Source organism: Pseudomonas oryzihabitans (assembly GCF_014522265.1).
GTDB lineage: Bacteria > Pseudomonadota > Gammaproteobacteria > Pseudomonadales > Pseudomonadaceae > Chryseomonas > Chryseomonas aestiva.
In genome coordinates, this window is record NZ_CP017024.1 from 2,143,973 (window position 1) to 2,164,544 (window position 20,572).

The 20,572-nt window shown below is 65.7% G+C and carries 16 protein-coding genes, 2 tRNA genes and 2 pseudogenes; 18 read left to right on the plus strand and 2 right to left on the minus strand.

All coding sequences use genetic code 11. The features are described from left to right. Positions 1-24: 24 nt before the first annotated feature. The 11 genes and pseudogenes from BGI51_RS09905 to BGI51_RS24035 all read left to right on the plus strand — a co-directional run. Complete coding sequence (locus BGI51_RS09905) at positions 25-1,455, plus strand: N-acetylmuramoyl-L-alanine amidase (RefSeq protein WP_187980997.1); 1,431 nt, start codon at positions 25-27, stop codon at positions 1,453-1,455. Then, a complete protein-coding gene (gene mutL, locus BGI51_RS09910) occupies positions 1,448-3,346 on the plus strand; it encodes a DNA mismatch repair endonuclease MutL (RefSeq protein WP_187980998.1) in 1,899 nt (632 codons plus the stop codon). Before BGI51_RS09905 ends, mutL begins: the two co-directional genes overlap by 8 nt. 42 nt (positions 3,347-3,388) lie before the next feature. Next, the gene (gene miaA / locus BGI51_RS09915) at positions 3,389-4,369 is read left to right on the plus strand and encodes a tRNA (adenosine(37)-N6)-dimethylallyltransferase MiaA (RefSeq protein ID WP_187980999.1); all 981 of its coding nucleotides are present in this window, start codon (positions 3,389-3,391) and stop codon (positions 4,367-4,369) included. 87 nt (positions 4,370-4,456) lie between these two features. Then, positions 4,457-4,702, plus strand: a complete 246-nt coding sequence (gene hfq / locus BGI51_RS09920; protein WP_007161156.1) for an RNA chaperone Hfq — start codon at positions 4,457-4,459, stop codon at positions 4,700-4,702. Positions 4,703-4,722: 20 nt separating this feature from the next. Further along, positions 4,723-6,027: a ribosome rescue GTPase HflX gene (hflX, locus tag BGI51_RS09925; RefSeq protein ID WP_158891393.1), complete on the plus strand. Its 1,305-nt coding sequence runs from the start codon at positions 4,723-4,725 to the stop codon at positions 6,025-6,027. 98 nt (positions 6,028-6,125) lie between these two features. After that, a complete protein-coding gene (hflK, locus tag BGI51_RS09930) occupies positions 6,126-7,313 on the plus strand; it encodes an FtsH protease activity modulator HflK (protein ID WP_158891391.1) in 1,188 nt (395 codons plus the stop codon). Beyond that, a complete protein-coding gene (hflC, locus tag BGI51_RS09935; RefSeq protein WP_017642910.1) occupies positions 7,313-8,182 on the plus strand; it encodes a protease modulator HflC in 870 nt (289 codons plus the stop codon). The genes hflK and hflC overlap by 1 nt, the downstream gene beginning before the upstream one ends. Before the next feature lie 255 nt (positions 8,183-8,437). Next, on the plus strand, positions 8,438-9,625 hold the full coding sequence (locus BGI51_RS09940; RefSeq protein ID WP_187981000.1) for an ATP phosphoribosyltransferase regulatory subunit: 1,188 nt from the start codon (positions 8,438-8,440) through the stop codon (positions 9,623-9,625). Positions 9,626-9,703: 78 nt separating this feature from the next. Then, on the plus strand, positions 9,704-10,999 hold the full coding sequence (locus BGI51_RS09945; RefSeq protein ID WP_187981001.1) for an adenylosuccinate synthase: 1,296 nt from the start codon (positions 9,704-9,706) through the stop codon (positions 10,997-10,999). Positions 11,000-12,104: 1,105 nt separating this feature from the next. Then, positions 12,105-12,275: pseudogene (locus BGI51_RS24030) on the plus strand (HAMP domain-containing protein); the annotation flags it as partial. A gap of 342 nt (positions 12,276-12,617) precedes the next feature. After that, positions 12,618-13,133: pseudogene (locus tag BGI51_RS24035) on the plus strand (methyl-accepting chemotaxis protein); the annotation flags it as partial. An 88-nt stretch (positions 13,134-13,221) separates the two neighbouring features. Here the strand turns inward: BGI51_RS24035 and BGI51_RS09955 are convergent. Then, a tRNA-Leu gene (locus tag BGI51_RS09955) sits at positions 13,222-13,308 on the minus strand. Between the two features lie 112 nt (positions 13,309-13,420). Beyond that, positions 13,421-13,507 (minus strand) — tRNA-Leu (locus BGI51_RS09960). Between the two features lie 210 nt (positions 13,508-13,717). On the opposite strand from BGI51_RS09960, the gene rnr reads away from it, so the two are divergent. The 7 genes from rnr (at position 13,718) to rplI (ending at position 20,436) form a co-directional block, all read left to right on the plus strand. Continuing rightward, on the plus strand, positions 13,718-16,933 hold the full coding sequence (gene rnr, locus BGI51_RS09965; protein WP_187981003.1) for a ribonuclease R: 3,216 nt from the start codon (positions 13,718-13,720) through the stop codon (positions 16,931-16,933). Then, on the plus strand, positions 16,930-17,682 hold the full coding sequence (rlmB, locus tag BGI51_RS09970; RefSeq protein ID WP_187981004.1) for a 23S rRNA (guanosine(2251)-2'-O)-methyltransferase RlmB: 753 nt from the start codon (positions 16,930-16,932) through the stop codon (positions 17,680-17,682). Before rnr ends, rlmB begins: the two co-directional genes overlap by 4 nt. A gap of 130 nt (positions 17,683-17,812) precedes the next feature. After that, positions 17,813-18,187 carry a response regulator gene (locus tag BGI51_RS09975; RefSeq protein ID WP_007161147.1) on the plus strand — a complete coding sequence of 125 codons (375 nt, stop codon included), beginning with the start codon at positions 17,813-17,815 and terminating at the stop codon, positions 18,185-18,187. Positions 18,188-18,369: 182 nt separating this feature from the next. Beyond that, positions 18,370-18,786 (plus strand): 30S ribosomal protein S6, encoded by a 417-nt coding sequence (rpsF, locus tag BGI51_RS09980; RefSeq protein WP_007161146.1) that lies wholly within the window; start codon positions 18,370-18,372, stop codon positions 18,784-18,786. Between the two features lie 26 nt (positions 18,787-18,812). Continuing rightward, on the plus strand, positions 18,813-19,043 hold the full coding sequence (gene rpsR, locus BGI51_RS09985; protein ID WP_059316384.1) for a 30S ribosomal protein S18: 231 nt from the start codon (positions 18,813-18,815) through the stop codon (positions 19,041-19,043). A 35-nt stretch (positions 19,044-19,078) separates the two neighbouring features. After that, positions 19,079-19,969 (plus strand): hypothetical protein, encoded by an 891-nt coding sequence (locus BGI51_RS09990; RefSeq protein WP_187981005.1) that lies wholly within the window; start codon positions 19,079-19,081, stop codon positions 19,967-19,969. A gap of 20 nt (positions 19,970-19,989) precedes the next feature. Further along, positions 19,990-20,436: a 50S ribosomal protein L9 gene (gene rplI / locus BGI51_RS09995; RefSeq protein WP_158896715.1), complete on the plus strand. Its 447-nt coding sequence runs from the start codon at positions 19,990-19,992 to the stop codon at positions 20,434-20,436. The last annotated feature ends 136 nt before the right edge of the window (positions 20,437-20,572 follow it).

Consider the following 20,572-nt stretch of genomic DNA (forward strand, 5'->3'; position numbering starts at 1 on the left):
TTCTCCAGCTATACGGTCGCAGGCATGCGCAAGCGTTTTTTCAGGTCGGGACTCGGCCTGTTGTTGTTGATTCTCAGCAGTCAGTTGCTGGCCGCCACCCAGATCAAGGGTATGCGCGTCTGGCGCGCGCCCGACAATACCCGTCTGGTGTTCGATCTGACCGGCCCGGTCAAGGCCAGCGTCTTCACCCTCAGTGCCCCGGATCGCATCGTCATCGACCTGTCCGGCGCGCAGCTCGACGGTGGGCTGAACGAAAAGCCGCTGCGCAACACCCCCATCACCGGCCTGCGGGCGGCCCAGCGTTCGCCGGGCGAGGTGCGCCTGGTGCTGGACACCAAGGGTGCCCTGACGCCCAAGAGTTTCACCCTGGCGCCCAACAAGGAATACGGCAATCGCCTGGTGGTCGATCTCTACGACCAGGGCACCGACCCTGCCACCAGCGACATCCCCGCCACGGTCACGCCCAATCTGCCGGCCACCCCGGTGACCCCGGCCCAGCCGGCGACCCGTCTGCCCTCCAGCACCAGTGGCAAGCGCGACGTGGTGGTGGTGATCGACCCCGGTCATGGCGGTGAGGATCCGGGCGCCATCGGCCGCGGCCGGCTGTACGAGAAGAACGTGGTGCTGGCCATCGCCAAGCAGCTGCAGGCCAATCTCAACCGACAGAGGGGCTTTCGCGCCGAGCTGACCCGCACCAGCGACTACTTCATCCCGTTGCGCCAACGACAGGTCATCGCCCGCAAGAAGGGGGCCGACCTGTTCATCTCCATCCATGCCGACTCCGCGCCCAGCGCCAGCGCCGAGGGCGTCACCGTCTTCGCCCTGTCCCAGCGCGGCGCCACCTCCGAGGCAGCGCGCTGGCTGGCCGATGCGGAAAACCGCTCCGACCAGGTCGGCGGGGTGTCGGATGCCCTGGACAACAAGGACCCGATGCTCGCCGGGGTGCTCATGGACCTGTCCATGACAGCCACCGTGGCCTCCAGCCTGGAGGTCGGCCAGACCATCCTCGGTCAGGTCGGACGCGCGACCAAGCTCCTGCATTCGCGGGTGGAGCAGGCGGGTTTCATGGTGCTGAAGTCGCCGGACATCCCCTCGATCCTGGTGGAGACCGGCTTCATCACCAATGCCAACGAGTCGGCCAAGCTGGCCAGTCCGGCGCACCAGGGCCTGCTCGCCCGGCAGATCCAGGCCGGTATCGTGCAGTACTTCCAGCATCGTCCGCCGCCAGGCACCTACCTGGCCTGGCAGCGCGAGCAGCGGGGCGACAAGGTCGGCAGCGTGCGCGGCTTCGATCAGCACCGGGTGCAGCCGGGCGAAAGCCTGAGCCTCATCGCCCGTCGCTATGATGTCGACCTCTCCACGCTGCGCGCCGCCAACGGGCTGCGCGGCAATCGCATCCGCTCCGGTCAGGTGTTGACCATCCCCACCCATGAACTGGCGGCCAGCAATGACTGAACCCCGGCGCATCCAGCTGCTCAGCCCGCGGCTGTCCAACCAGATCGCTGCCGGCGAGGTGGTCGAACGCCCCGCCTCGGTGGCCAAGGAGCTGCTGGAGAACAGCCTGGACGCCGGTGCCCGGCGCATCGATATCGAGGTGGAGCAGGGCGGGGTCAAGCTGCTGCGCATCCGCGACGACGGGCATGGCATCCCGGCGGATGACCTGCACCTGGCCCTGGCGCGCCATGCCACCAGCAAGATCTATCACCTGGACGAACTGGAAAGCGTCACCAGCCTGGGCTTTCGCGGCGAGGCCCTGGCGTCGGTCAGTTCGGTGTCGCGCCTTACCCTGACCTCGCGTTTTCGCGGCGAGGACCAGGCCTGGCAGGTGGAGACCGAAGGCCGCGAGATGCAGCCACGGGTGCAGCCCGCCGCGCATCCCCAGGGCACCTCGGTGGAGGTGCGCGACCTGTTCTTCAATACCCCGGCGCGGCGCAAGTTCCTGCGTGCCGAAAAGACCGAATTCGATCACCTGCAGGAAGTAGTGCGGCGCCTGGCGCTGGCGCGCTTCGACGTGGGTTTTCATCTGCGACACAACGGCAAGAGCGTGCTGGCCCTGCATCCGGCGAGCGATCCCCAGAGTCAGGGGCGGCGAGTCGGCGCGGTCTGCAGCCCGGCCTTTCTCGAACAGGCGCTGCCGCTGGAGCACGAGCGTAACGGTCTGCGCCTGTGGGGCTGGGTCGGCCTGCCGACCTTTTCGCGCAGCCAGGCGGATCTGCAGTACTTCTATGTCAACGGCCGCATGGTGCGCGACAAGCTGGTCGCCCATGCGGTGCGCCAGGCCTATCGCGACGTTCTCTACAACGGCCGCCACCCGGCCTTCGTGCTATTCCTGGAAGTGGATCCGGCGGTGGTGGACGTCAACGTCCATCCCACCAAGCACGAGGTGCGCTTCCGCGACAGCCGCCAGGTGCACGACTTCCTCTACGGCACCCTGCACCGCGCCCTCGGCGATATCCGTCCCGACGACCAGCTCGCCGTGGTGGCGCCCACGGCCCCGGCGCCGCTGAGCGGTCCGGCCGCCGGTGAATTCGGCCCCCAGGGCGAGATGCGCCTGGCCGCCGCCATGTTGCACGACAGCCCTCCGCCGCCGGCCCAGCCCTTCGCCGGTGGCGGCGGGGCGGGTGGTGCCGCGCACTACAGTCCCACCCCGCAGCCCTATGCGGGTGCGCCGGTGGCCGAGGTGCAGAGCGCCTACAAGGCCTTCTTCGCGCCGCTGCCGGAGGGTGCCGAAGCCGCGTCCCTGCCGGTGGAGCAGGGCGACGTGCCACCGCTGGGTTATGCCCTGGCGCAACTCAAGGGCATCTACATCCTCGCCGAGAATGCCCAGGGCCTGATCCTGGTGGACATGCACGCCGCCCACGAGCGCATCACCTACGAGCGGCTCAAGGTGGCCATGGCCAGCGAAGGCCTGCGCGGTCAGCCGCTGCTGGTGCCGGAATCCCTGGCGGTCAGCGAGCGCGAGGCCGATTGCGCCGAAGAGCACGGCCAGTGGTTCGAGCGCCTTGGCTTCGAATTGCAGCGGCTCGGCCCCGAGACCCTGGCCATCCGGCAGATCCCCGCGCTGCTCAAGCAGGCCCAGGCCGCGCGACTGGTGCAGGACGTGCTCGCCGACCTGCTGGACTATGGCACCAGCGATCGCATCCAGGCGCACCTCAACGAATTGCTCGGCACCATGGCCTGCCATGGCTCGGTACGCGCCAACCGGCGGCTGACCCTGCCGGAGATGAATGCCCTGCTGCGCGACATGGAAACCACCGAGCGCAGCGGCCAGTGCAACCACGGTCGCCCCACCTGGGCCCAGCTCAGCCTGGACGACCTGGACAAACTCTTCCTGCGCGGCCGCTGACCGCCCCGCCGTGTCCCGCCCGGCGCCCTTCGAGAATCCCTCATGACCGCCCCCCTGCCGCCCGCCATCTTCCTCATGGGCCCGACCGCCTCCGGCAAGACCGATCTCGCCATCGAACTGGCACGGCTGCTGCCCATAGAGCTGATCAGCGTGGACTCGGCGCTCATCTATCGCGGCATGGACATAGGCACCGCCAAACCTGACGCCGAGCTGCTGGCCGCCCATCCGCACCGGCTGGTGGACATCCGCGATCCCGCCGAGAGCTATTCCGCCGCCGAATTTCGGGCCGATGCCCTGGCGGCCATGGCCGAGATCACCGCGGCCGGACGCATCCCCCTGCTGGTGGGCGGCACCATGCTCTACTTCAAGGCCCTGCTCGAAGGCCTGGCCGACATGCCGGGGGCCGATGCCGGGGTGCGCGCTGAGATCGAGGCGCTGGCGGCCACGGCGGGCTGGGGCGAGATCCATCGGCAACTGGCCGAGGTCGATCCGGTGTCGGCCGCGCGCATCCATCCCAACGACCCCCAGCGGCTCCTGCGCGCCCTCGAGGTGTATCGGGTCAGCGGTCAGTCGATGACCGCGCATCGCGCGCTGCAAATGAGCGCCAATGCCGATTCGAACGGCGCGCCCCAGACGCAATTACCCTATACTGTGGCCCAATTGATCCTGGCGCCCGGTCGGCGTGAGGTGCTCCATGCGCGTATCGCCGAGCGCTTCAATCTGATGCTGGAACAGGGCTTCATCGACGAAGTTTCAGCCTTGCGGGAACGTCCCGATCTGCATCCTGGTCTGCCGTCCATGCGATCCGTAGGCTATCGTCAGGTGTGGGAGTTCCTGGAAGGGGAATGCACGCGGGAAGAGATGGTGGCGCGTGGCGTTGCGGCGACGCGGCAATTGGCGAAGCGGCAGTTGACCTGGTTGCGTGGCTGGCCCGCCGCGCACAGCTTCGACAGCCTGGCTTGTGACAATCTGCCGCGGATCTTGAAATGCCTGGCCGGTGACACCATATCGCTCCACAGCTGAATCGTTTTTGTCCGCGTGTCCATGGTGGGCAGCGGAAACTGGCATGTCGCCAGATCGGTATTTTCATTTCCTTAGGAGAGCGACACGATGTCAAAAGGGCATTCGCTACAAGACCCTTACCTGAACACCCTGCGTAAAGAGCGCGTTCCGGTTTCCATCTATCTCGTCAACGGTATCAAGCTGCAGGGTCAGATCGAGTCCTTCGACCAGTTCGTGATTCTGCTCAAGAACACCGTCAGCCAGATGGTCTACAAGCATGCAATCTCCACCGTGGTGCCGAGCCGCCCGGTCCGTCTGCCCAGCTCCGAGACGAGCGAGTCGGATAGCGAATAAATAACAAGAGGAGCGCCCTGTTGTTCTTCGAGCGTCACGAAGGTGGTGAGCGGGCCATTCTGGTCCATTTGGAAGGCCTGCATCCCGAGGCGCGCGAAGATCCTCAGGAGTTTCTCGAACTCGCGCGATCGGCGGGTGCGGAGACCGTGTCTTTCGTCACGGTGAATCGCAGTCAGCCGACCGCGCGTTATCTCATCGGTACCGGCAAGGTCGAGGAACTGCACGATCAGGTGCACGCCCATGCCGCCGATCTGGTCATCTTCAACCATGACCTCACGCCCAGTCAGGAACGCAACCTCGAAAAAGCCTTCGAGTGCCGCGTCCTCGACCGCACGGGCCTCATTCTCGATATCTTCGCCCAGCGCGCCCGGACCCACGAGGGCAAGCTGCAGGTGGAACTCGCCCAGCTCGAACACATGAGCACGCGGCTGGTACGCGGCTGGACCCACCTCGAACGGCAGAAGGGCGGTATCGGTCTGCGCGGTCCGGGTGAAACCCAGCTGGAGACCGACCGCCGTCTCCTGCGGATCCGCATCCGCCAGATCCGCCAGCGCCTGGACAAGGTGCGCAGCCAGCGCGAGCAGGCCCGTCGTGGGCGTCGGCGGGCCGAGATCCCCTCGGTGTCCCTGGTCGGTTATACCAACGCCGGCAAGTCCACCCTGTTCAACAGCCTCACCGAATCCGGCGTCTATGCGGCCAACCTGCTGTTCGCCACCCTCGACCCCACCCTGCGCCGTCTGGAGCTGCCGGATCTGGGGCCGATCGTGCTGGCCGATACCGTGGGCTTCATCCGCCATCTGCCGCACAAGCTGGTCGAGGCGTTCCGCGCGACCCTGGAGGAATCCAGCAACTCCGACCTCTTGCTGCACGTGATCGATGCCCACGAGGACGATCGCCAGCTGCAGATCGAGCAGGTCGAGGCGGTGCTGCACGAAATCGGCGCCGATGAGCTGCCGATGCTGGAAATCTACAACAAGCTCGATCTGCTCGACGGGGTCGAGCCGCATATCCAGCGCGACGACGAAACCGGACGCCCGATCCGGGTGTGGGTGTCGGCGCGCGAAGGTCGCGGTCTGGAGCTGGTCGGTCAGGCCGTCGCCGAATTGCTTGGCGAGGATCTCTTCGTCGGCGTGCTGCGCCTGCCTCAGCGACATGCCCGGCTGCGCGCGCAGCTGTTCGACCTGGGCGTGGTTCGCCAGGACGATCATGATGACGAAGGCAACATCCTGTTGTCTGTACGAGTACCCCGCGCCGAACTCAATCGACTGCTCAGCCGGGCCGGTGAAGAACCGGAAGTCTTTATCCAGCAACATGTTTTGCAATAAACCCCCGCTCGGCGCTTTTGTTCGGGCAGGGACCATCCGGTAGCATTGGTCGGCGCGCCATTTCGGCGCGTTTTCGCGTTATCAGTAGGGAGAGCGCTATGGCTTGGAACGAGCCCGGTGGCAACTCGAACAATCAAGACCCCTGGGGCGGCCGCAACAACAACGGTGGCGGCAATGGTGGACGCAAGGGGCCGCCGGATCTCGACGAAGCCTTGCGTAAGTTTCAGGACCGCATCAACCGCCTGGTCGGCGGCAAGAAGCGGTCCGGCGGCAGTGGCGGCGACAGTTTCGGCTCGGGTGGTGGCAAGGGCTTGCTGCTCCTGGGCGTACTGCTGGTCGGCGCGCTCTGGCTGTACAACGCCGTCTACGTCGTGGACGAGCAGGAGCAGGCGGTGGTGCTGCGCCTGGGCAAATACCATGAGACGGTAGGGCCCGGCCTGAACATCTACTTCCCGCCCTTCGAGACCAAGTACCAGGAAAACGTGACCCGTGAGCGGGCCTACAGCAAGCAGGGCGCCATGCTGACCCAGGACGAGAACATCGTCGAGGTGCCGCTGACCGTCCAGTACCGCATCACCAACCTCAAGGACTTCGTCCTCAACGTCGACCAGCCCGAGGTCAGCCTGCAGCAGGCGACCGACAGCGCCGTGCGCCACGTGGCCGGCTCCTCGACCATGGATCAGTTGCTGACCGACGGCCGCGAGCAGGTCGCCACCAATGTGCGCGAGCGTCTGCAGCGCTTCCTCGACACCTATGGCACCGGCATCACGGTGACCCAGGTGAACATCCAGAGCGCGGCGGCGCCGCGTGAAGTTCAGGAAGCCTTCGACGACGTGATCCGTGCTCGCGAGGATGAGCAGCGCGAGAAGAACCAGGCCGAAGCCTATGCCAATGGCGTGATCCCCGAGGCTCGCGGTGCTGCCCAGCGCATCATCGAGGAAGCCAACGGCTATCGCGACGAAGTCGTGGCTCGTGCCCAGGGTGATGCCTCGCGCTTCAGCCAGCTGGCGGTCCAGTACGCGGCCAATCCGCAGCTGACCCGCGAGCGTCTGTACATCGAGACGATGCAGGAAGTGCTTGGCCAGTCGAGCAAGATCATGGTCACCGGTCAGGCCGGCCAGAATCTGCTCTATCTGCCGCTCGACAAGCTGATGCAGAACCGTGCCCCGGCACCGACCTCGGCCATCAGCAGCGGTGCTGCCCCGGCGGCATCGAGCGACACGGCGGCCTCGGTCATTCGCAATCTGCCGCAGTCCACCGAAGCGCGTACGAGGGAGAGCCGCTGATGAGCAACAAATCGCTGGCCGCGCTGATCGTCGTGGTCGTTCTGGGCCTTGCGGCCTGGAGCAGTCTGTTCGTGGTGAAGGAGACCGAGCGCGCGGTGATGCTGCGCTTCGGTCGTGTGGTCGAGCCCAACCTGGAGCCCGGTCTGCACTTCAAGATCCCGTACGTCAACCGGGTACGCAAGTTCGATGCCCGCCTGCAGACGCTGGATACCCCGACGCAGCGTTTCCTGACGCTGGAAAAGAAAGCGGTGATGGTCGATGCCTACGCCAAGTGGCGCATCTTCAATGCCGATCGCTACTACACCGCGACTTCGGGCCTCAAGCAGATCGCCGACGAACGCCTGCTGCGCCGCCTGGAAGCGGGACTGCGTGACCAGTTCGGTCGTCGCACCCTGCATGAGGTGGTCTCCGGTGAGCGGGACGCCATGGTCGGTTCGCTGACCGCGGCGCTGAACAAGATGGCCAACCAGGAGCTGGGTATCGAGGTACTGGACGTGCGCGTCAAGGCCATCGACCTGCCCAAGGAAGTCAGTCGCAGCGTCTATGAGCGGATGAGTACCGAGCGCGAACGGGAAGCCCGTGAGCACCGTGCCAAGGGTCGCGAACTGGCCGAAGGCATCCGTGCCGACGCCGATCGTCAGCGCCGCGTGCTGCTGGCCGAAGCCTATCGCCAGGCCGAACAGGCTCGCGGTGAGGGTGATGCCCAGGCGGCCCAGGTGTATTCCCAGGCCTACTCGAAGAATCCGTCGTTCTTCTCCTTCTATCGCAGCCTGCAGGCCTATCGCTCCAGCTTCTCCAGCAAGAGCGATGTCCTGGTGCTGGATCCGAAGAGCGATTTCTTCAAGTATTTCCAGAGTCCGGGGCAGTGAGGTCCGGGATGAACGACGGCTAGGCTTCGCTCGTCGTTCATCCCCGATCGCCGATTTTTTCGTGTTATCATGAATCAGCCGGGGCCATCCCCGGCTTTTTTGCGTCCGTACGAAACCCGTGGAAGGGCGACGCCCTGGCTGATCCGGGTAGCAATCCACGGCAGAGCGGCTTGATCCGGCGGCAGGATTCTCCAGGAATCCACTGCGCCGACCTCGGCAGCCGCGTGCCGATCCATGACATGGAGAAGAGGCCTAATGGCTACGGTAGACCGCTGGCTGCTGCCTGACGGTATCGAGGAAATCCTGCCGCCCGACGCGGCGCGCATCGAAGGCGCTCGGCGCCGGGTGCTGGAACTGTTCCATTGCTGGGGCTACGAGTTCGTCATCACCCCGCACCTGGAATTCCTGGAATCGCTGCTCACCGGCGCGGCCAAGGAGCTGGAGCTGCGCACCTTCAAGGTGACCGATCCCAGTTCCGGTCGCCTCATGGGCTTCCGCTCCGACATCACGCCCCAGGTGGCGCGCATGGAAGCCCATAGCCTCAAGCAGAGCGGCCCAAGCCGACTGTGCTATGCCGGCAGCGTGCTGCATACCCGTCCCCGTGCCCTGTCTACCTCGCGCAGCCCGATCCAGGTCGGCGCCGAGCTCTATGGCGTGCCCGGCAGCGAAGGGGATCTGGAAGTCATCAGCCTGATGCTCGATGTGCTCGAGCAGGCCCAGGTGCCCGATATCCACATGGATCTGGGGCACGTGGGAATCTATCGCGGGCTGTGCCAGGCGGCCGGCATCTCCGGCGCCAGCGAGCAGCAGCTGTTCGATGCCCTGCAGCGCAAGGCGGTGGACGAGATCGGCGAGCTGACCGCCGAGTTGCCCGCCGCCGAGCGCGGCTGGCTGCGTGCCCTGGTCGAGCTCAGCGGCGATGCCGCAGTGCTCGACCAGGCCCGGCAGCGGCTGGCGGGTGCGCCCGCAGGCGTCCTGCAGTCGCTGGACGAGCTGATCGCTCTGGCCGAATCGCTCAGGGGTCGTTTCCCGGGCGTGCCGCTGTATTTCGATCTGGGCGAGCTGCGCGGTTATCACTACCACACCGGGGTGGTCTTCGCCGCCTTCGTGCCGGGCACCGGGCAGTCCATCGCCCAGGGTGGTCGCTATGACAACATCGGTGCCGACTTCGGGCGCTCGCGTCCCGCCACCGGTTTTTCCACCGATCTGAAGACCCTCGTCGAGCTGGGCACCGCCGTGCTCGACGAACCACGTCGCGGCATCTGGGCGCCGGCTGGCCATGCGCCGGTGCTCTGGCAGGCGGTGCGCGAATTGCGCGCCGCGGGCGAGCGGGTGGTCCAGGCCACCGGTCATGACGACGCGGACCAGCTGCACAGCTCGGGTTGCGATCGCCGCCTGGTCGAGCAGCAGGGGGCCTGGGTCGTGGTGCCCTTGAATTCCTAAGCACCGGATCTGGCATCCGGGTGAACGTGAGCATCGTCGGCCTGGCCGACAGAAATCTTCCTGACAGGGGATAAGGTTATGGGTAAGAACGTCGTCGTCCTGGGCACCCAGTGGGGTGATGAGGGCAAGGGCAAGATCGTGGATCTGCTGACCGACCAGGCCGCTGCGGTGGTGCGTTATCAGGGCGGTCACAATGCCGGCCACACGCTGGTCATCGATGGCCAGAAGACCATCCTGCGGCTGATTCCCTCGGGCATCCTGCGCGCGGACACCCAGTGCCTGATCGGCAATGGCGTGGTGCTGTCGCCGGAAGCCCTGTTCAAGGAAGTCGGCGAGCTGGAAGCGCGCGGCGTGCCGGTGCGCGAGCGCCTGCGCATCAGCTCGGCCTGCTCGCTGATCCTGCCCTATCACGTGGCCCTGGATCAGGCGCGTGAGAAGGCCCGTGGCGAAGCCAAGATCGGTACCACCGGTCGCGGCATCGGCCCGGCCTACGAAGACAAGATCGCCCGTCGCGGTCTGCGTGTCGGCGATCTGTTCCACCCGGAGCGTTTCGCGGTCAAGCTCAAGGAAGTGCTGGACTACCACAATTTCGTCCTGCAGAACTACTTCAACGAGCCGCCGGTGGACTTCCAGAAGACCTACGACGAGGCGATGGAGCACGCCAAGGTCATGCAGCCGCTGGTCATGGACGTCGTCAGCCGTCTGCACGAGCTGCGCAAGGCCGGTGAGAACCTGATGTTCGAAGGTGCCCAGGGCACCCTGCTGGACATCGACCACGGCACCTATCCCTTCGTCACCAGTTCCAACACCACCGCCGGTGGCGTGGCGACCGGTTCCGGCGTGGGTCCGCTGTACCTGGACTACATCCTCGGCATCACCAAGGCCTACACCACCCGCGTCGGCTCCGGTCCCTTCCCGACCGAGCTGTTCGACGAGACCGGTGCCTACCTGGCCAAGCAGGGCCATGAATTCGGCTCCGTAACCGGTCGTCCGCGCCGTTGCGGTTGGTTCGACGCCGTCATCCTGCGTCGCTCCATCGAGATCAACAGCATCTCCGGCCTGTGCCTGACCAAGCTGGACGTGCTCGACGGTCTGGAAACCGTGCGCATCTGCACCGGTTACAAGGATGCCGCCGGCAACCTGCTGACCGAGGCGCCCACCGACGCTGACAGCTACACCGGTCTGCAGCCGGTGTACGAGGACATGCCCGGCTGGAGCGAATCCACCGTGGGTGCCCAGAGCCTCGAGGCGCTGCCGGCCAATGCCCAGGCCTACATCCGCCGTATCGCCGAGCTGGTCGAGGCGCCGATCGACATCGTCTCGACCGGTCCGGATCGCAAGGAAACCATCGTGCTGCGCCATCCTTTCGCCTGATGCGTTAAAAGGATGCAGCCTGAAAAGCCCCGCCCCGCGGGGCTTTTCTGTTTTCGGAGTGCGAGAGGCGCTGGTAGGTCGCGGACGGCCGCTGGTCCGAAATGGCCAGCATATTGCTATGACTATTTATCGCTGAGGCTCCAGCTCTTCTCGAGTTGGCCGACAGCCTGTAAATGTCCCTCGCCGCTGGAGACCCCCAATGTCGTTTCTCTTGTCGCTGCTGCGCAGCCGCCTGTTGCTGCCGGTATTCATCAGCCTGTTGCTCGCCGTCGTTCTCCAGGTGGGTCTGGCGCTCTGGCTGACCCAGGATGCGGTGAAGGGCCTGCAGTCCGGTCTGGCCGCACGCCTGTCCGGTGAATCCGAGCAGCTCGCCGATACCCTGCGCCAGGCCGGTGGCGAGGTGGATGGCAGTCTTGCCGAGCTGGCCGGGCAGACCCGCACGCGGCTGGCCGAGGGGCTTGCGCAACGCCTGGCGCGCGAGCGGCAGCAGGTGGGTGAAACCCTGACCGCTACCCTCAAGAGCAATGCGCAGAATCTGGCCGAGTTGCTGGCGGGTGTGGCGCCCAAGGCGATGTGGGATGCCGATGTACCGGCGCTGTCCGATCTGGCGCGCCGGGCGCAGGGCAATCCCGAGGTGCTGTTCGTCGTCTTCCAGGATGCCCAGGGCCAGAATCTGACCCGTTATCTCAATCGTCAGGATGAGCGCGTGGCGCGCCTGCTCGCCATGGGGCAGGGCGAGGGTGCCCTGGCCAAGGTGCTGGATGCGGCGACCCGGGATCCCTCGGTCTATCGCGTGGATGCCTCCATCAGTCCCAACGGCGTGGAAATCGGCAAGGTGGTGGTGGGCTTTTCCACTCAGGTCATCGAGCGTACTGGTGCGGCCCTGGACCAGAGTTTCAAGACCCTGGTCGACGACGCCGGTGGTCTGGTCTCCAGTAGCGTGACGGCAGCCGCCAAGGGCAGTGCCGCGACCCTGGCGACGCGTCTGGAAGGCACCCGCCAGGCCGCCCTGGCCATGAGTCGCAATGCCGGTGAGACGGTTGCTACCCTGGCAGGGGCGCTGCGCTGGCAGATCGCCCTGGGGCTGATCGCTGTTGGCATGGTGATGGTCGTGGCCGTGGCGCTGGTGCTGGGTCGACGGGTGCTGCGCCGGATCGGCGTGCTGCAGCGGGCGCTGGACGATCTGGCGGCCGGGGAGGGGGATCTGACCCGCCGCCTGCAGCTGGGGCAGGGCGATGAGATCCAGGCGTTGGGTGGGGCGGTCGATCGCTTCCTGGCCAAGCTGCAGCCGCTGGTGGGCGAGGCCCATGGCGTCGCCGCACGCACCGGCGAAGAAATCCGCGGCTTGGCCGGCAGCAGCGCCACCGCCGAAGCGGCAGCGCTGCGTCAGCGCGAAGAGGTGGCCCGCAGCCTGGAGGCCTTGTCCGGCATCGCCGCGGAGGCCGAGGGCGAAAGTCTGGCCATGCAGGGCGCGTTGCAGCAGGTGGAAGCCATCCGCAGCTCTGCCCAGAGCAATGCCCGGATCGCCACCGAGGTGGCCGAGGGTATCGAGGGGCTGGTGACCCAGGTCGAGTCGGGTGCCCAGGTGATCGAGCGGCTGGCCGCGCAAAGCGAGCAGATCGAGGTGGTGCTGGACGTGATCCGCGGGATCGCCGAGCAGACCAATTTGCTGGCGCTCAATGCGGCCATTGAGGCGGCCAGGGCCGGCGAGAGCGGGCGTGGCTTCGCGGTGGTCGCCGACGAGGTGCGGGCGCTGGCCAGCAAGACCCAGGAATCCACCGGCAGCATCCGGACGCACATCGCCGGACTGCAGGAAGGGGCGCGCGAGGCGGTCGCCGCCATAGGCGAGGCGCGGCAGCAGGCCAGCAGCGGGTTGGCCGTGCTGCGCGACAGCAAGCGCATCCAGCAGGATGTCCACCGCGCAGTGGATCAGGTGCATGCCAGCATGAGCACGGCTGCCCAGGCCGCCCAGCGCCAGGCGGCGGGTGCCGCGGCGGTGCGTCAGCGAGTCGAGGTCATCCATGGTGAGGCGCTGCGTGCAGCCGAGTCGGTGGCGGCCACTGCGGACAGCAGTCGCACCCTGGCGGAACTGGCCGCTCAGCTGCGCGGCAGTCTGGGACAGTTCAAGGCGTAGGGGAGACCCGCGCCTTTTCGCGGGCAAGAAAAAACCGGCCGAAGCCGGTTTTTCTGTTGCGTCCGATCTGGGATCGTCCGCTTGGTATTGGTGCCCAGGAGAAGACTCGAACTTCCACGGTGTTGCCACCGCTAGGACCTGAACCTAGTGCGTCTACCAATTCCGCCACCTGGGCCTGCAGCGCGACTTCTGATCGCTTCCCGTCACCCTTGCGGGTTTCAGGATTAAAAAACCGGCTAGCGCCGGCTTTTCGTCGACCGATCTGCAAATCGATCGACTATAATGAGTGGTGCCCAGGAGAAGACTCGAACTTCCACGGTGTTGCCACCGCTAGGACCTGAACCTAGTGCGTCTACCAATTCCGCCACCTGGGCACTCAAGGCGATGATTGCTCATCTCCGACGTCGCGATTGCTCACGGCGTCGTGGGGCGGCACTTTACTTAGGGGGCGTTTGCTTGTAAACCCCTGCTGTGAAAAATATTTTTATTGAGCATGCCAGGCTAACTATTGCGCGGTTTTCACGTTTCAATAGGCGTTATGGCAGTTCCTACCGAACCCAGACTTAGAAGGTAACCCCAGACTGATGGCCGATTGGCAATCCCTCGATCCCGAGGCCGCCCGGGAAGCGGAAAAGTACGATAACCCCATTCCGAGTCGCGAACTCATTCTGGCTCATCTCGCCGATCGCGGCGCCCCGGCCACACGGCCCCAGTTGGCCGAGGAATTCGGTCTCGTCACCGAGGACCAGCTCGAAGCCCTGCGGCGGCGCATGCGCGCCATGGAGCGCGATGGTCAGGTGATCTATACCCGCCGCGGCGCCTATGCGCCCATCGACAAGCTGGATCTGGTGCGCGGACGCATTGCCGGCCATCGCGATGGCTTCGGCTTCCTGATCCCCGACGACGGCAGCGACGACCTCTTCCTCAGCCCGGCGCAGATGCGCCTGGTGTTCGACGGTGACATCGCCCTAGCGCGGGTCGCCGGCCACGATCGGCGCGGTCGTCGCGAAGGCGGCCTGGTCGAGGTGGTCACCCGGGCACATGAATCCCTGGTCGGTCGTTTCTTCCAGGAGAGCGGCCTGGCCTACGTGGTGCCGGACAATCCCAAGATCGGCCAGCAGGTGCTGGTGCCCGAAGGCAAGCACGGCGGCGCCGCCCACGGCCAGTTCGTGCAGGTGCGCATCGACGAGTGGCCCACCACCTTCCGCCAGGCCCAGGGCGAAGTGGTCGAGATTCTCGGCGACTACATGGCGCCGGGCATGGAGATCGAGGTGGCGCTGCGCAGCTACGACATCCCCAACGAGTGGCCCAAGGCCGTCGAGAAGGAAGCCGCCAAGCTCAAGCCCGAGGTGGAAGAGAAGGACAAGCAGAAGCGCATCGACCTGCGCCAGTTGCCCTTCGTGACCATCGATGGCGAAGACGCCCGCGACTTCGACGATGCCGTCTATGCCGAGGCCAAGAAGTCCGGTGGCTGGCGGCTCTACGTCGCCATCGCCGACGTCTCCCACTACGTCAAGGTCGGTTCGGCGCTGGACGCCGAGGCGGAAAAGCGCGGCAACTCGGTGTATTTCCCCGAGCGCGTGATCCCCATGCTGCCCGAGGCCCTGTCCAACGGGCTCTGCTCGCTCAATCCCCAGGTGGATCGCCTGGCCATGGTCTGCGAGATGACCATCGCCGCCTCCGGGCGCATGACCGGCTACCAGTTCTACGAAGCGGTCATCCATTCCCACGCGCGCCTGACCTACAACAAGGTCTCCACGGTGCTGGAGCAGCCCAAGTCGGCCGAAGGCAAGCAGTTGCGCAAGCAACTCGGCGAGGTGGTGCCGCACCTGGAGCAGCTCTACAGTCTGTACAGGGTGCTGCTGGCTGCCCGGCATGTCCGCGGGGCCATCGATTTCGACACCCAGGACACCCGCATCGTCTTTGGCGCCGATCGCAAGATCTCCGAGATCCGCCCGACCCAGCGCAACGATGCCCACAAGCTGATCGAGGAATGCATGCTGTGCGCCAACGTGGCCACCGCCAAGTTCCTCGAGAAGCACAAGGTGCCGGCCCTGTACCGGGTACACGATGCGCCACCCCTGGAAAAGCAGACCAATCTGCGGCAGTTCCTCGGTGAGATGGGGCTGTCGCTGACCAAGGGCAAGGCCAACCCGGTGCCGTCGGACTACCAGGCGCTGCTGCAGCAGATCCGCGAGCGGCCGGACTTCCGGCTGATCCAGACGGTGATGCTCAGGTCGCTGAGCCAGGCGGTCTACAGCCCGGACAACAACGGTCACTTCGGTCTCAACTACGAGGCCTATACCCATTTCACCTCGCCGATCCGGCGCTATCCGGATCTGCTGGTGCATCGGGCGATCCGCAGCGTCATCCGCTCCAAGCTGGAGACCAAGCACGTCAAGCGCGCAGGCGCGACGAGCATGGCCAAGGCGCGCATCTATCCCTATGACGAGTTGCGCCTGGATCAGCTCGGCGAGCAGTGCTCCATGACCGAGCGCCGCGCCGACGAAGCCACGCGGGACGTCTCCAACTGGCTCAAGTGCGAGTTCATGAAGGATCGCGTCGGCGAAACCTTTGCCGGCGTCATCACCGCAGTGACCGGCTTCGGCCTGTTCGTCGAATTGTCCGAGGTGTTCGTCGAGGGTCTGGTGCATGTCACCGCGCTGCCCGACGACTACTACCACTTCGACAGCGTCCACCATCGCCTCTCCGGTGAGCGCAGCGGTCGCAGCTATCGCCTGGGCGATCCCCTCGAGGTGGTGGTGGCTCGGGTCGATCTGGACGAGCGCAAGATCGACTTCGTACTGCCGGCTAGTGCCGGGGCGCCACGGGTGCGTGAAGAGCGCGAGCCGCGCAACAAGCGCGACAGCCGTCGCCGCGGTGCGCCAGCGCCAGCACAGGAGCCAAGCGCTGCTCCGGCTGTCGAAGCCTCGGGCGAGCCCGTCTCCCCGGCGCCAGAGCGAGGGTCTCGCCGCTCGCGTAACGGCCGTCGTCGCGGTGCGCCGGCGCAGGAATCGAGCGTTGTCCCGGTTGCCGAGGCTGCGGTCGAGACCGTTTCGGCGAAGCCTGAGCAGCAGCCCGACCCTTCGCGTAACGGCCGTCGTCGCGGTGCGCCGGCGCAGGAATCGAACGTCGTCCCGGTTGCCGAGGCTGCGGTCGAGCCCGTTTCGGCGAAGTCTGAGCAGCAACCCAATTCTTCGCGTAACGGTCGTCGTCGTGGTGCGCCGGCGCAGGAGCAGGGTGTCGCCGCGGCGGTCGAGGCAACACCTGCAAGCGTTTCGCCAGAGTCGGAGTCCGAACCGCGGCGCTCGCGCAGCGCTCGTCGGCGCGCGGCCGCTGCGGGGCGAAAGCAGGACGCCGGGGCGTCTATGCCAGCCTCGGTTGAGGCGACTTCGCCAGAAGCGCCGAAGCAGGACGACCCGTTGCTTGGTAATACCGACGTCAGACGTAGTCGTGCGGTGAAGCAGGCGCTGCTGGCCGAAGCCAAGGTCGAGGGCGGCAAGCCCAAAAACCAAGGCAAGGCCAAGGCCAAGGCCAAAGGTAATAGCGACAAGGGCAAGGCCAGCGACACGGCCAAGAGCCGTACCGCGCCAGCACGTCAGGATAAAGGGGCGGCTGCCGAAGGGGCTGCGGCGGTGGATGCCAAGGTCAAGAAGGCCAAGGCTGCAAGTGCCAAGAAGAAATCGGCAGGCAAGTCCAAGGCCGAAGGCCAGACCAAGGCTGCAGCCAAAGGCAAGACCAAGACCAAGGCGAAGAAACCTCATCGCAAGGGTCAGTCGCGCCCCAAGGATGACGCATGAGCCAGCTGGAAACCGTCTACGGTATCCACGCCGTGGAAGCGCTGTTGCGCTTCCATCCGCGGCGGGTGAAGCAGCTGTGGATCGCCGAAGGGCGGCGTGAGCCGCGGGTCGAGGCCCTGCTGGAGCTGGCCGCCGGTCAGCGTCTGGCGGTGGAAAACAAGCCGCGGGCCTTGCTTGATGAGCTGGCCGAGGGTGTGCACCAGGGCGTGGTGGCCCAGGTCAGTCCGAGCCAGGTCTGGGGCGAAGCCATGCTCGAGGAGTTGCTCGACCGGGCCGAAGGGCCGCCGCTGCTGCTGGTGCTCGATGGCGTGACCGATCCGCACAACCTCGGTGCCTGCCTGCGCAGCGCCGATGCCGCCGGGGCCCTGGCGGTCATCGTGCCCAAGGACAAGTCGGCTACCCTGACCGCGGTGGTGCGCAAGGTGGCCTGTGGTGCTGCCGAGGTGCTGCCGCTAGTGGCTGTCACCAACCTGGCGCGGACCCTGGAAAAGCTGCAGAAGCGTGGCCTGTGGATCGTCGGGACCGCCGGTGAGGCGACCCAGGAGATCTACGATGTCGACATGAGCGGGCCGACCGTGGTGGTCATGGGTGCCGAGGGCAAGGGCATGCGCCGTCTGACCCGCGAGCATTGCGATCATCTGGCTCGGCTGCCCATGGCTGGCAGCGTCAGCAGTCTCAACGTCTCGGTGGCGACCGGGGTCTGCCTGTTCGAGGCCGTGCGTCAAAGACGCGCCTCTGCGCCCCGGTAGTCCACGCCAGGAAACGTCTGGGTACCGACGCAGCACGTATCGCACTATACGAATCGCGTCGCAGTGCGCAGAATACCGGCCTCGCCCCGGAAAAGCCCGGGGCGAGGCCTGTCAACAAGAGGATGCCCGCGTGAGTCAGGAGATCCAAGAGCCGGTAGGCTTGCGAGTGCTGCTCGTCGAAGACGATGCCACGCTGCGCATGCTGACCACCGAAGTCATCGAGGAGCTGGACCATCAGGTCACGGCGGTCGCCTCGGCAGAGGCTGCCCTGGAGTTGCTGCCGCAGCGCGAACACGATGTGCTGTTCACCGATATCGGGCTGGGCGGCATGTCCGGCATCGAATTGACCCGGCGCGCCCTGGCGATGGATCCGACGCTGCGCATCGTCGTCGCCTCGGGTTATGCCTTCGAGCGCGAGCCGGGCATGGAAGCGCGGGTCGGGGTGCTGATCAAGCCCTATGACCTGAACAAGATCCGCCAGGCCCTGGCCGACGTGCAACGCTGAGTGCCTGAGGTTGTCCGGCGGTCGCGCCGGACATGCCTGCGGTTGCGCCCTCCGGCGCCCTTCTCTAGAATGTTGCCCCTTGCCCGGAGTGCGTCCGCATTCCACAGGGCAAGTCATCCGAACTATTCACTCCTTGTCTGACCGCGTTTCCGCGGCAGGCTGCAACCCGTAAGGAGCATTAAATGCGTCATTACGAAGTCGTGTTCCTGGTTCATCCGGACCAGAGCGAACAGGTGGGCGGCATGGTCGAGCGCTACACCAAGGCTATCGAAGAAGACGGTGGCAAAGTCCATCGCCTGGAAGACTGGGGCCGTCGTCAGCTGGCTTACGCCATCGACAACGTTCACAAGGCTCACTATGTACTCATGAACATCGAGTGCAGCGCCAAGGCCCTGGCCGAGCTGGAAGACAACTTCCGCTACAACGACGCCGTGATCCGCAACATGATCCTGCGCCGTGACGAGGCCGTCACCGGTCAATCCGAGATGCTCAAGGCCGAAGAAAACCGCAACGAGCGTCGCGAGCGTCGCGAGCGTCCTGCCGAGTCCGAGTCCGAGTCCGCCGAAGGCAACTCCGACGACGCCGACAGCGCCGAGTAATCTGGATCTAGCGAGGAATCATTGTCATGGCACGTTTCTTCCGTCGTCGTAAGTTCTGCCGTTTCACCGCCGAAGGCGTGAAAGAGATCGACTACAAGGATCTCAACACCCTGAAGGCCTACGTCTCCGAAACCGGCAAGATCGTCCCGAGCCGTATCACTGGCACCAAGGCCAAGTACCAGCGTCAGCTGGGCGCCGCCATCAAGCGTGCCCGTTACCTGGCCCTGCTGCCCTACACCGACAGCCACGGTCGTTGATCGACGCCTGATCACGAATAACGGATAAACACGGCATGCGGCCTCTGGCTGAGTTCATCATGCGCGGCCGTACTCAAGCCACCCTCGTGGTGGTGCTGGGTGCAGTCGTGCCGCTGCTGTACTGGATGACCGCTGCCGGTGGCAGCCTGGTGCTGTTGCGCCGGGGACCTGCCGCGGCGGCCGGGGTGCTGGTCTGGGCCCTGCTGCCGGCGCTGTTCTGGCTGTATCTGGGGGATGCCAGCATCGTGCTGGTGTTGCTGGGTTCGACGCTGCTGGCGGCCATTTTGCGCCAGAGCCTGTCCTGGACACGGGTGTTGTTGGCCAGTGTCCCGCTGGGGTTGGTTTTCGCCCTGGTGCTGGGGCAGGTCTATGCCGAGGGCATCGCGCAACTGGCGGAGGAAATCCGCCGGCTGCTGCCCCAGGTGTTGGGCCCGAGCGCGGCGCAGTTGCCGCCGGAAAAGCAGGCGCAGTTGCAGCAGTTGCTGCTGCCCGTGCTGACCGGCCTGATGGCGGCGTTCTTCCAGATCACCTGCCTGCTGTGCCTGATGCTCGGGCGCTACTGGCAGGCGGCGCTGTACAACCCCCAGGGGTTCGGTCGCGAGTTTCGCGTCCTGCGTATGCGTCCGGCCATCGCGCTCGGCCTCTTGGCCCTGCTGGTGCTGGCGCCGAACCTGGGCAGCGGGCTTGGCCTGCTGACCCCGCTGTGCAGCGTGCCGCTGGCCTTTGCCGGCATCGCCCTGCTGCACGGGCTGGTGGCGGCCAAGCGCCTGGCAGGATTCTGGCTGGTGGGGCTGTACGTGACGCTGCTGCTGTTCGGGCAGCTGATCTATCCGTTGTTGGTGATTCTGGCTGTGATCGATAGCGTGTTCGATTTCCGTGGGCGGTCTGCGCAAGAGCCGCAGGGGCCCGCGGACGGTGAAGGTTAAAAGTTAAGAGGAAAGACTCAATGGATGTCATCCTGCTGGAAAAGATCGCCAACCTGGGCAACCTGGGCGACAAAGTGAACGTCAAGGGCGGCTACGCCCGTAACTTCCTGCTGCCGCAGGGCAAGGCTACCGCAGCCACCGCTGCCAACGTCGAGGCTTTCGAAGCTCGTCGCGCCGAGCTCGAGAAGCAGGCTGCCGAGAAGAAGTCTGAGGCTGACGCCCGTGCCGCCAAGCTGGCTGACCTGACCGTAACCATCGCTGCCAACTCCGGCGACGAAGGCAAGCTGTTCGGTTCCATCGGCACCCGCGACATCGCCGAAGCCGTCAGCGCCGCTGGCGTCGAGCTGGACAAGAGCGAAGTTCGCCTGCCCAACGGCGCGCTGCGCAGCGTTGGCGAATACGATGTCGAAGTGCACCTGCACACCGACGTCGAAGCTACCGTCAAGATCGTCGTCGTCGCTGAATAAGCGCGCCGTCGCCTGACTGGCGGACTTGCGCCCCGGCGCCGGTCTGTCGACAATCGGGCACGTCATTGCCAAGGCAGTGACGTGCCCTTTGTCTTTTCTGCCGTCCAAAAAATCATTTCGCCGCCCGCAATGGGGG

Bases quoted from the DNA above. Each gene is read 5' to 3' on its own strand.
- rnr (WP_187981003.1), top strand. From the start codon at position 13,718: ATGGCCGATTGGCAATCCCTCGATCCCGAGGCCGCCCGGGAAGCGGAA.
- BGI51_RS09940 (WP_187981000.1), top strand. From the start codon at position 8,438: ATGGCTACGGTAGACCGCTGGCTGCTGCCTGACGGTATCGAGGAAATC.
- rpsF (WP_007161146.1), top strand. From the start codon at position 18,370: ATGCGTCATTACGAAGTCGTGTTCCTGGTTCATCCGGACCAGAGCGAA.
- BGI51_RS09990 (WP_187981005.1), top strand. From the start codon at position 19,079: ATGCGGCCTCTGGCTGAGTTCATCATGCGCGGCCGTACTCAAGCCACC.
- hflK (WP_158891391.1), top strand. From the start codon at position 6,126: ATGGCTTGGAACGAGCCCGGTGGCAACTCGAACAATCAAGACCCCTGG.
- miaA (WP_187980999.1), top strand. From the start codon at position 3,389: ATGACCGCCCCCCTGCCGCCCGCCATCTTCCTCATGGGCCCGACCGCC.
- BGI51_RS09905 (WP_187980997.1), top strand. From the start codon at position 25: ATGCGCAAGCGTTTTTTCAGGTCGGGACTCGGCCTGTTGTTGTTGATT.
- rlmB (WP_187981004.1), top strand. From the start codon at position 16,930: ATGAGCCAGCTGGAAACCGTCTACGGTATCCACGCCGTGGAAGCGCTG.
- BGI51_RS09945 (WP_187981001.1), top strand. From the start codon at position 9,704: ATGGGTAAGAACGTCGTCGTCCTGGGCACCCAGTGGGGTGATGAGGGC.
- rplI (WP_158896715.1), top strand. From the start codon at position 19,990: ATGGATGTCATCCTGCTGGAAAAGATCGCCAACCTGGGCAACCTGGGC.
- rpsR (WP_059316384.1), top strand. From the start codon at position 18,813: ATGGCACGTTTCTTCCGTCGTCGTAAGTTCTGCCGTTTCACCGCCGAA.
- hfq (WP_007161156.1), top strand. From the start codon at position 4,457: ATGTCAAAAGGGCATTCGCTACAAGACCCTTACCTGAACACCCTGCGT.
- mutL (WP_187980998.1), top strand. From the start codon at position 1,448: ATGACTGAACCCCGGCGCATCCAGCTGCTCAGCCCGCGGCTGTCCAAC.
- hflC (WP_017642910.1), top strand. From the start codon at position 7,313: ATGAGCAACAAATCGCTGGCCGCGCTGATCGTCGTGGTCGTTCTGGGC.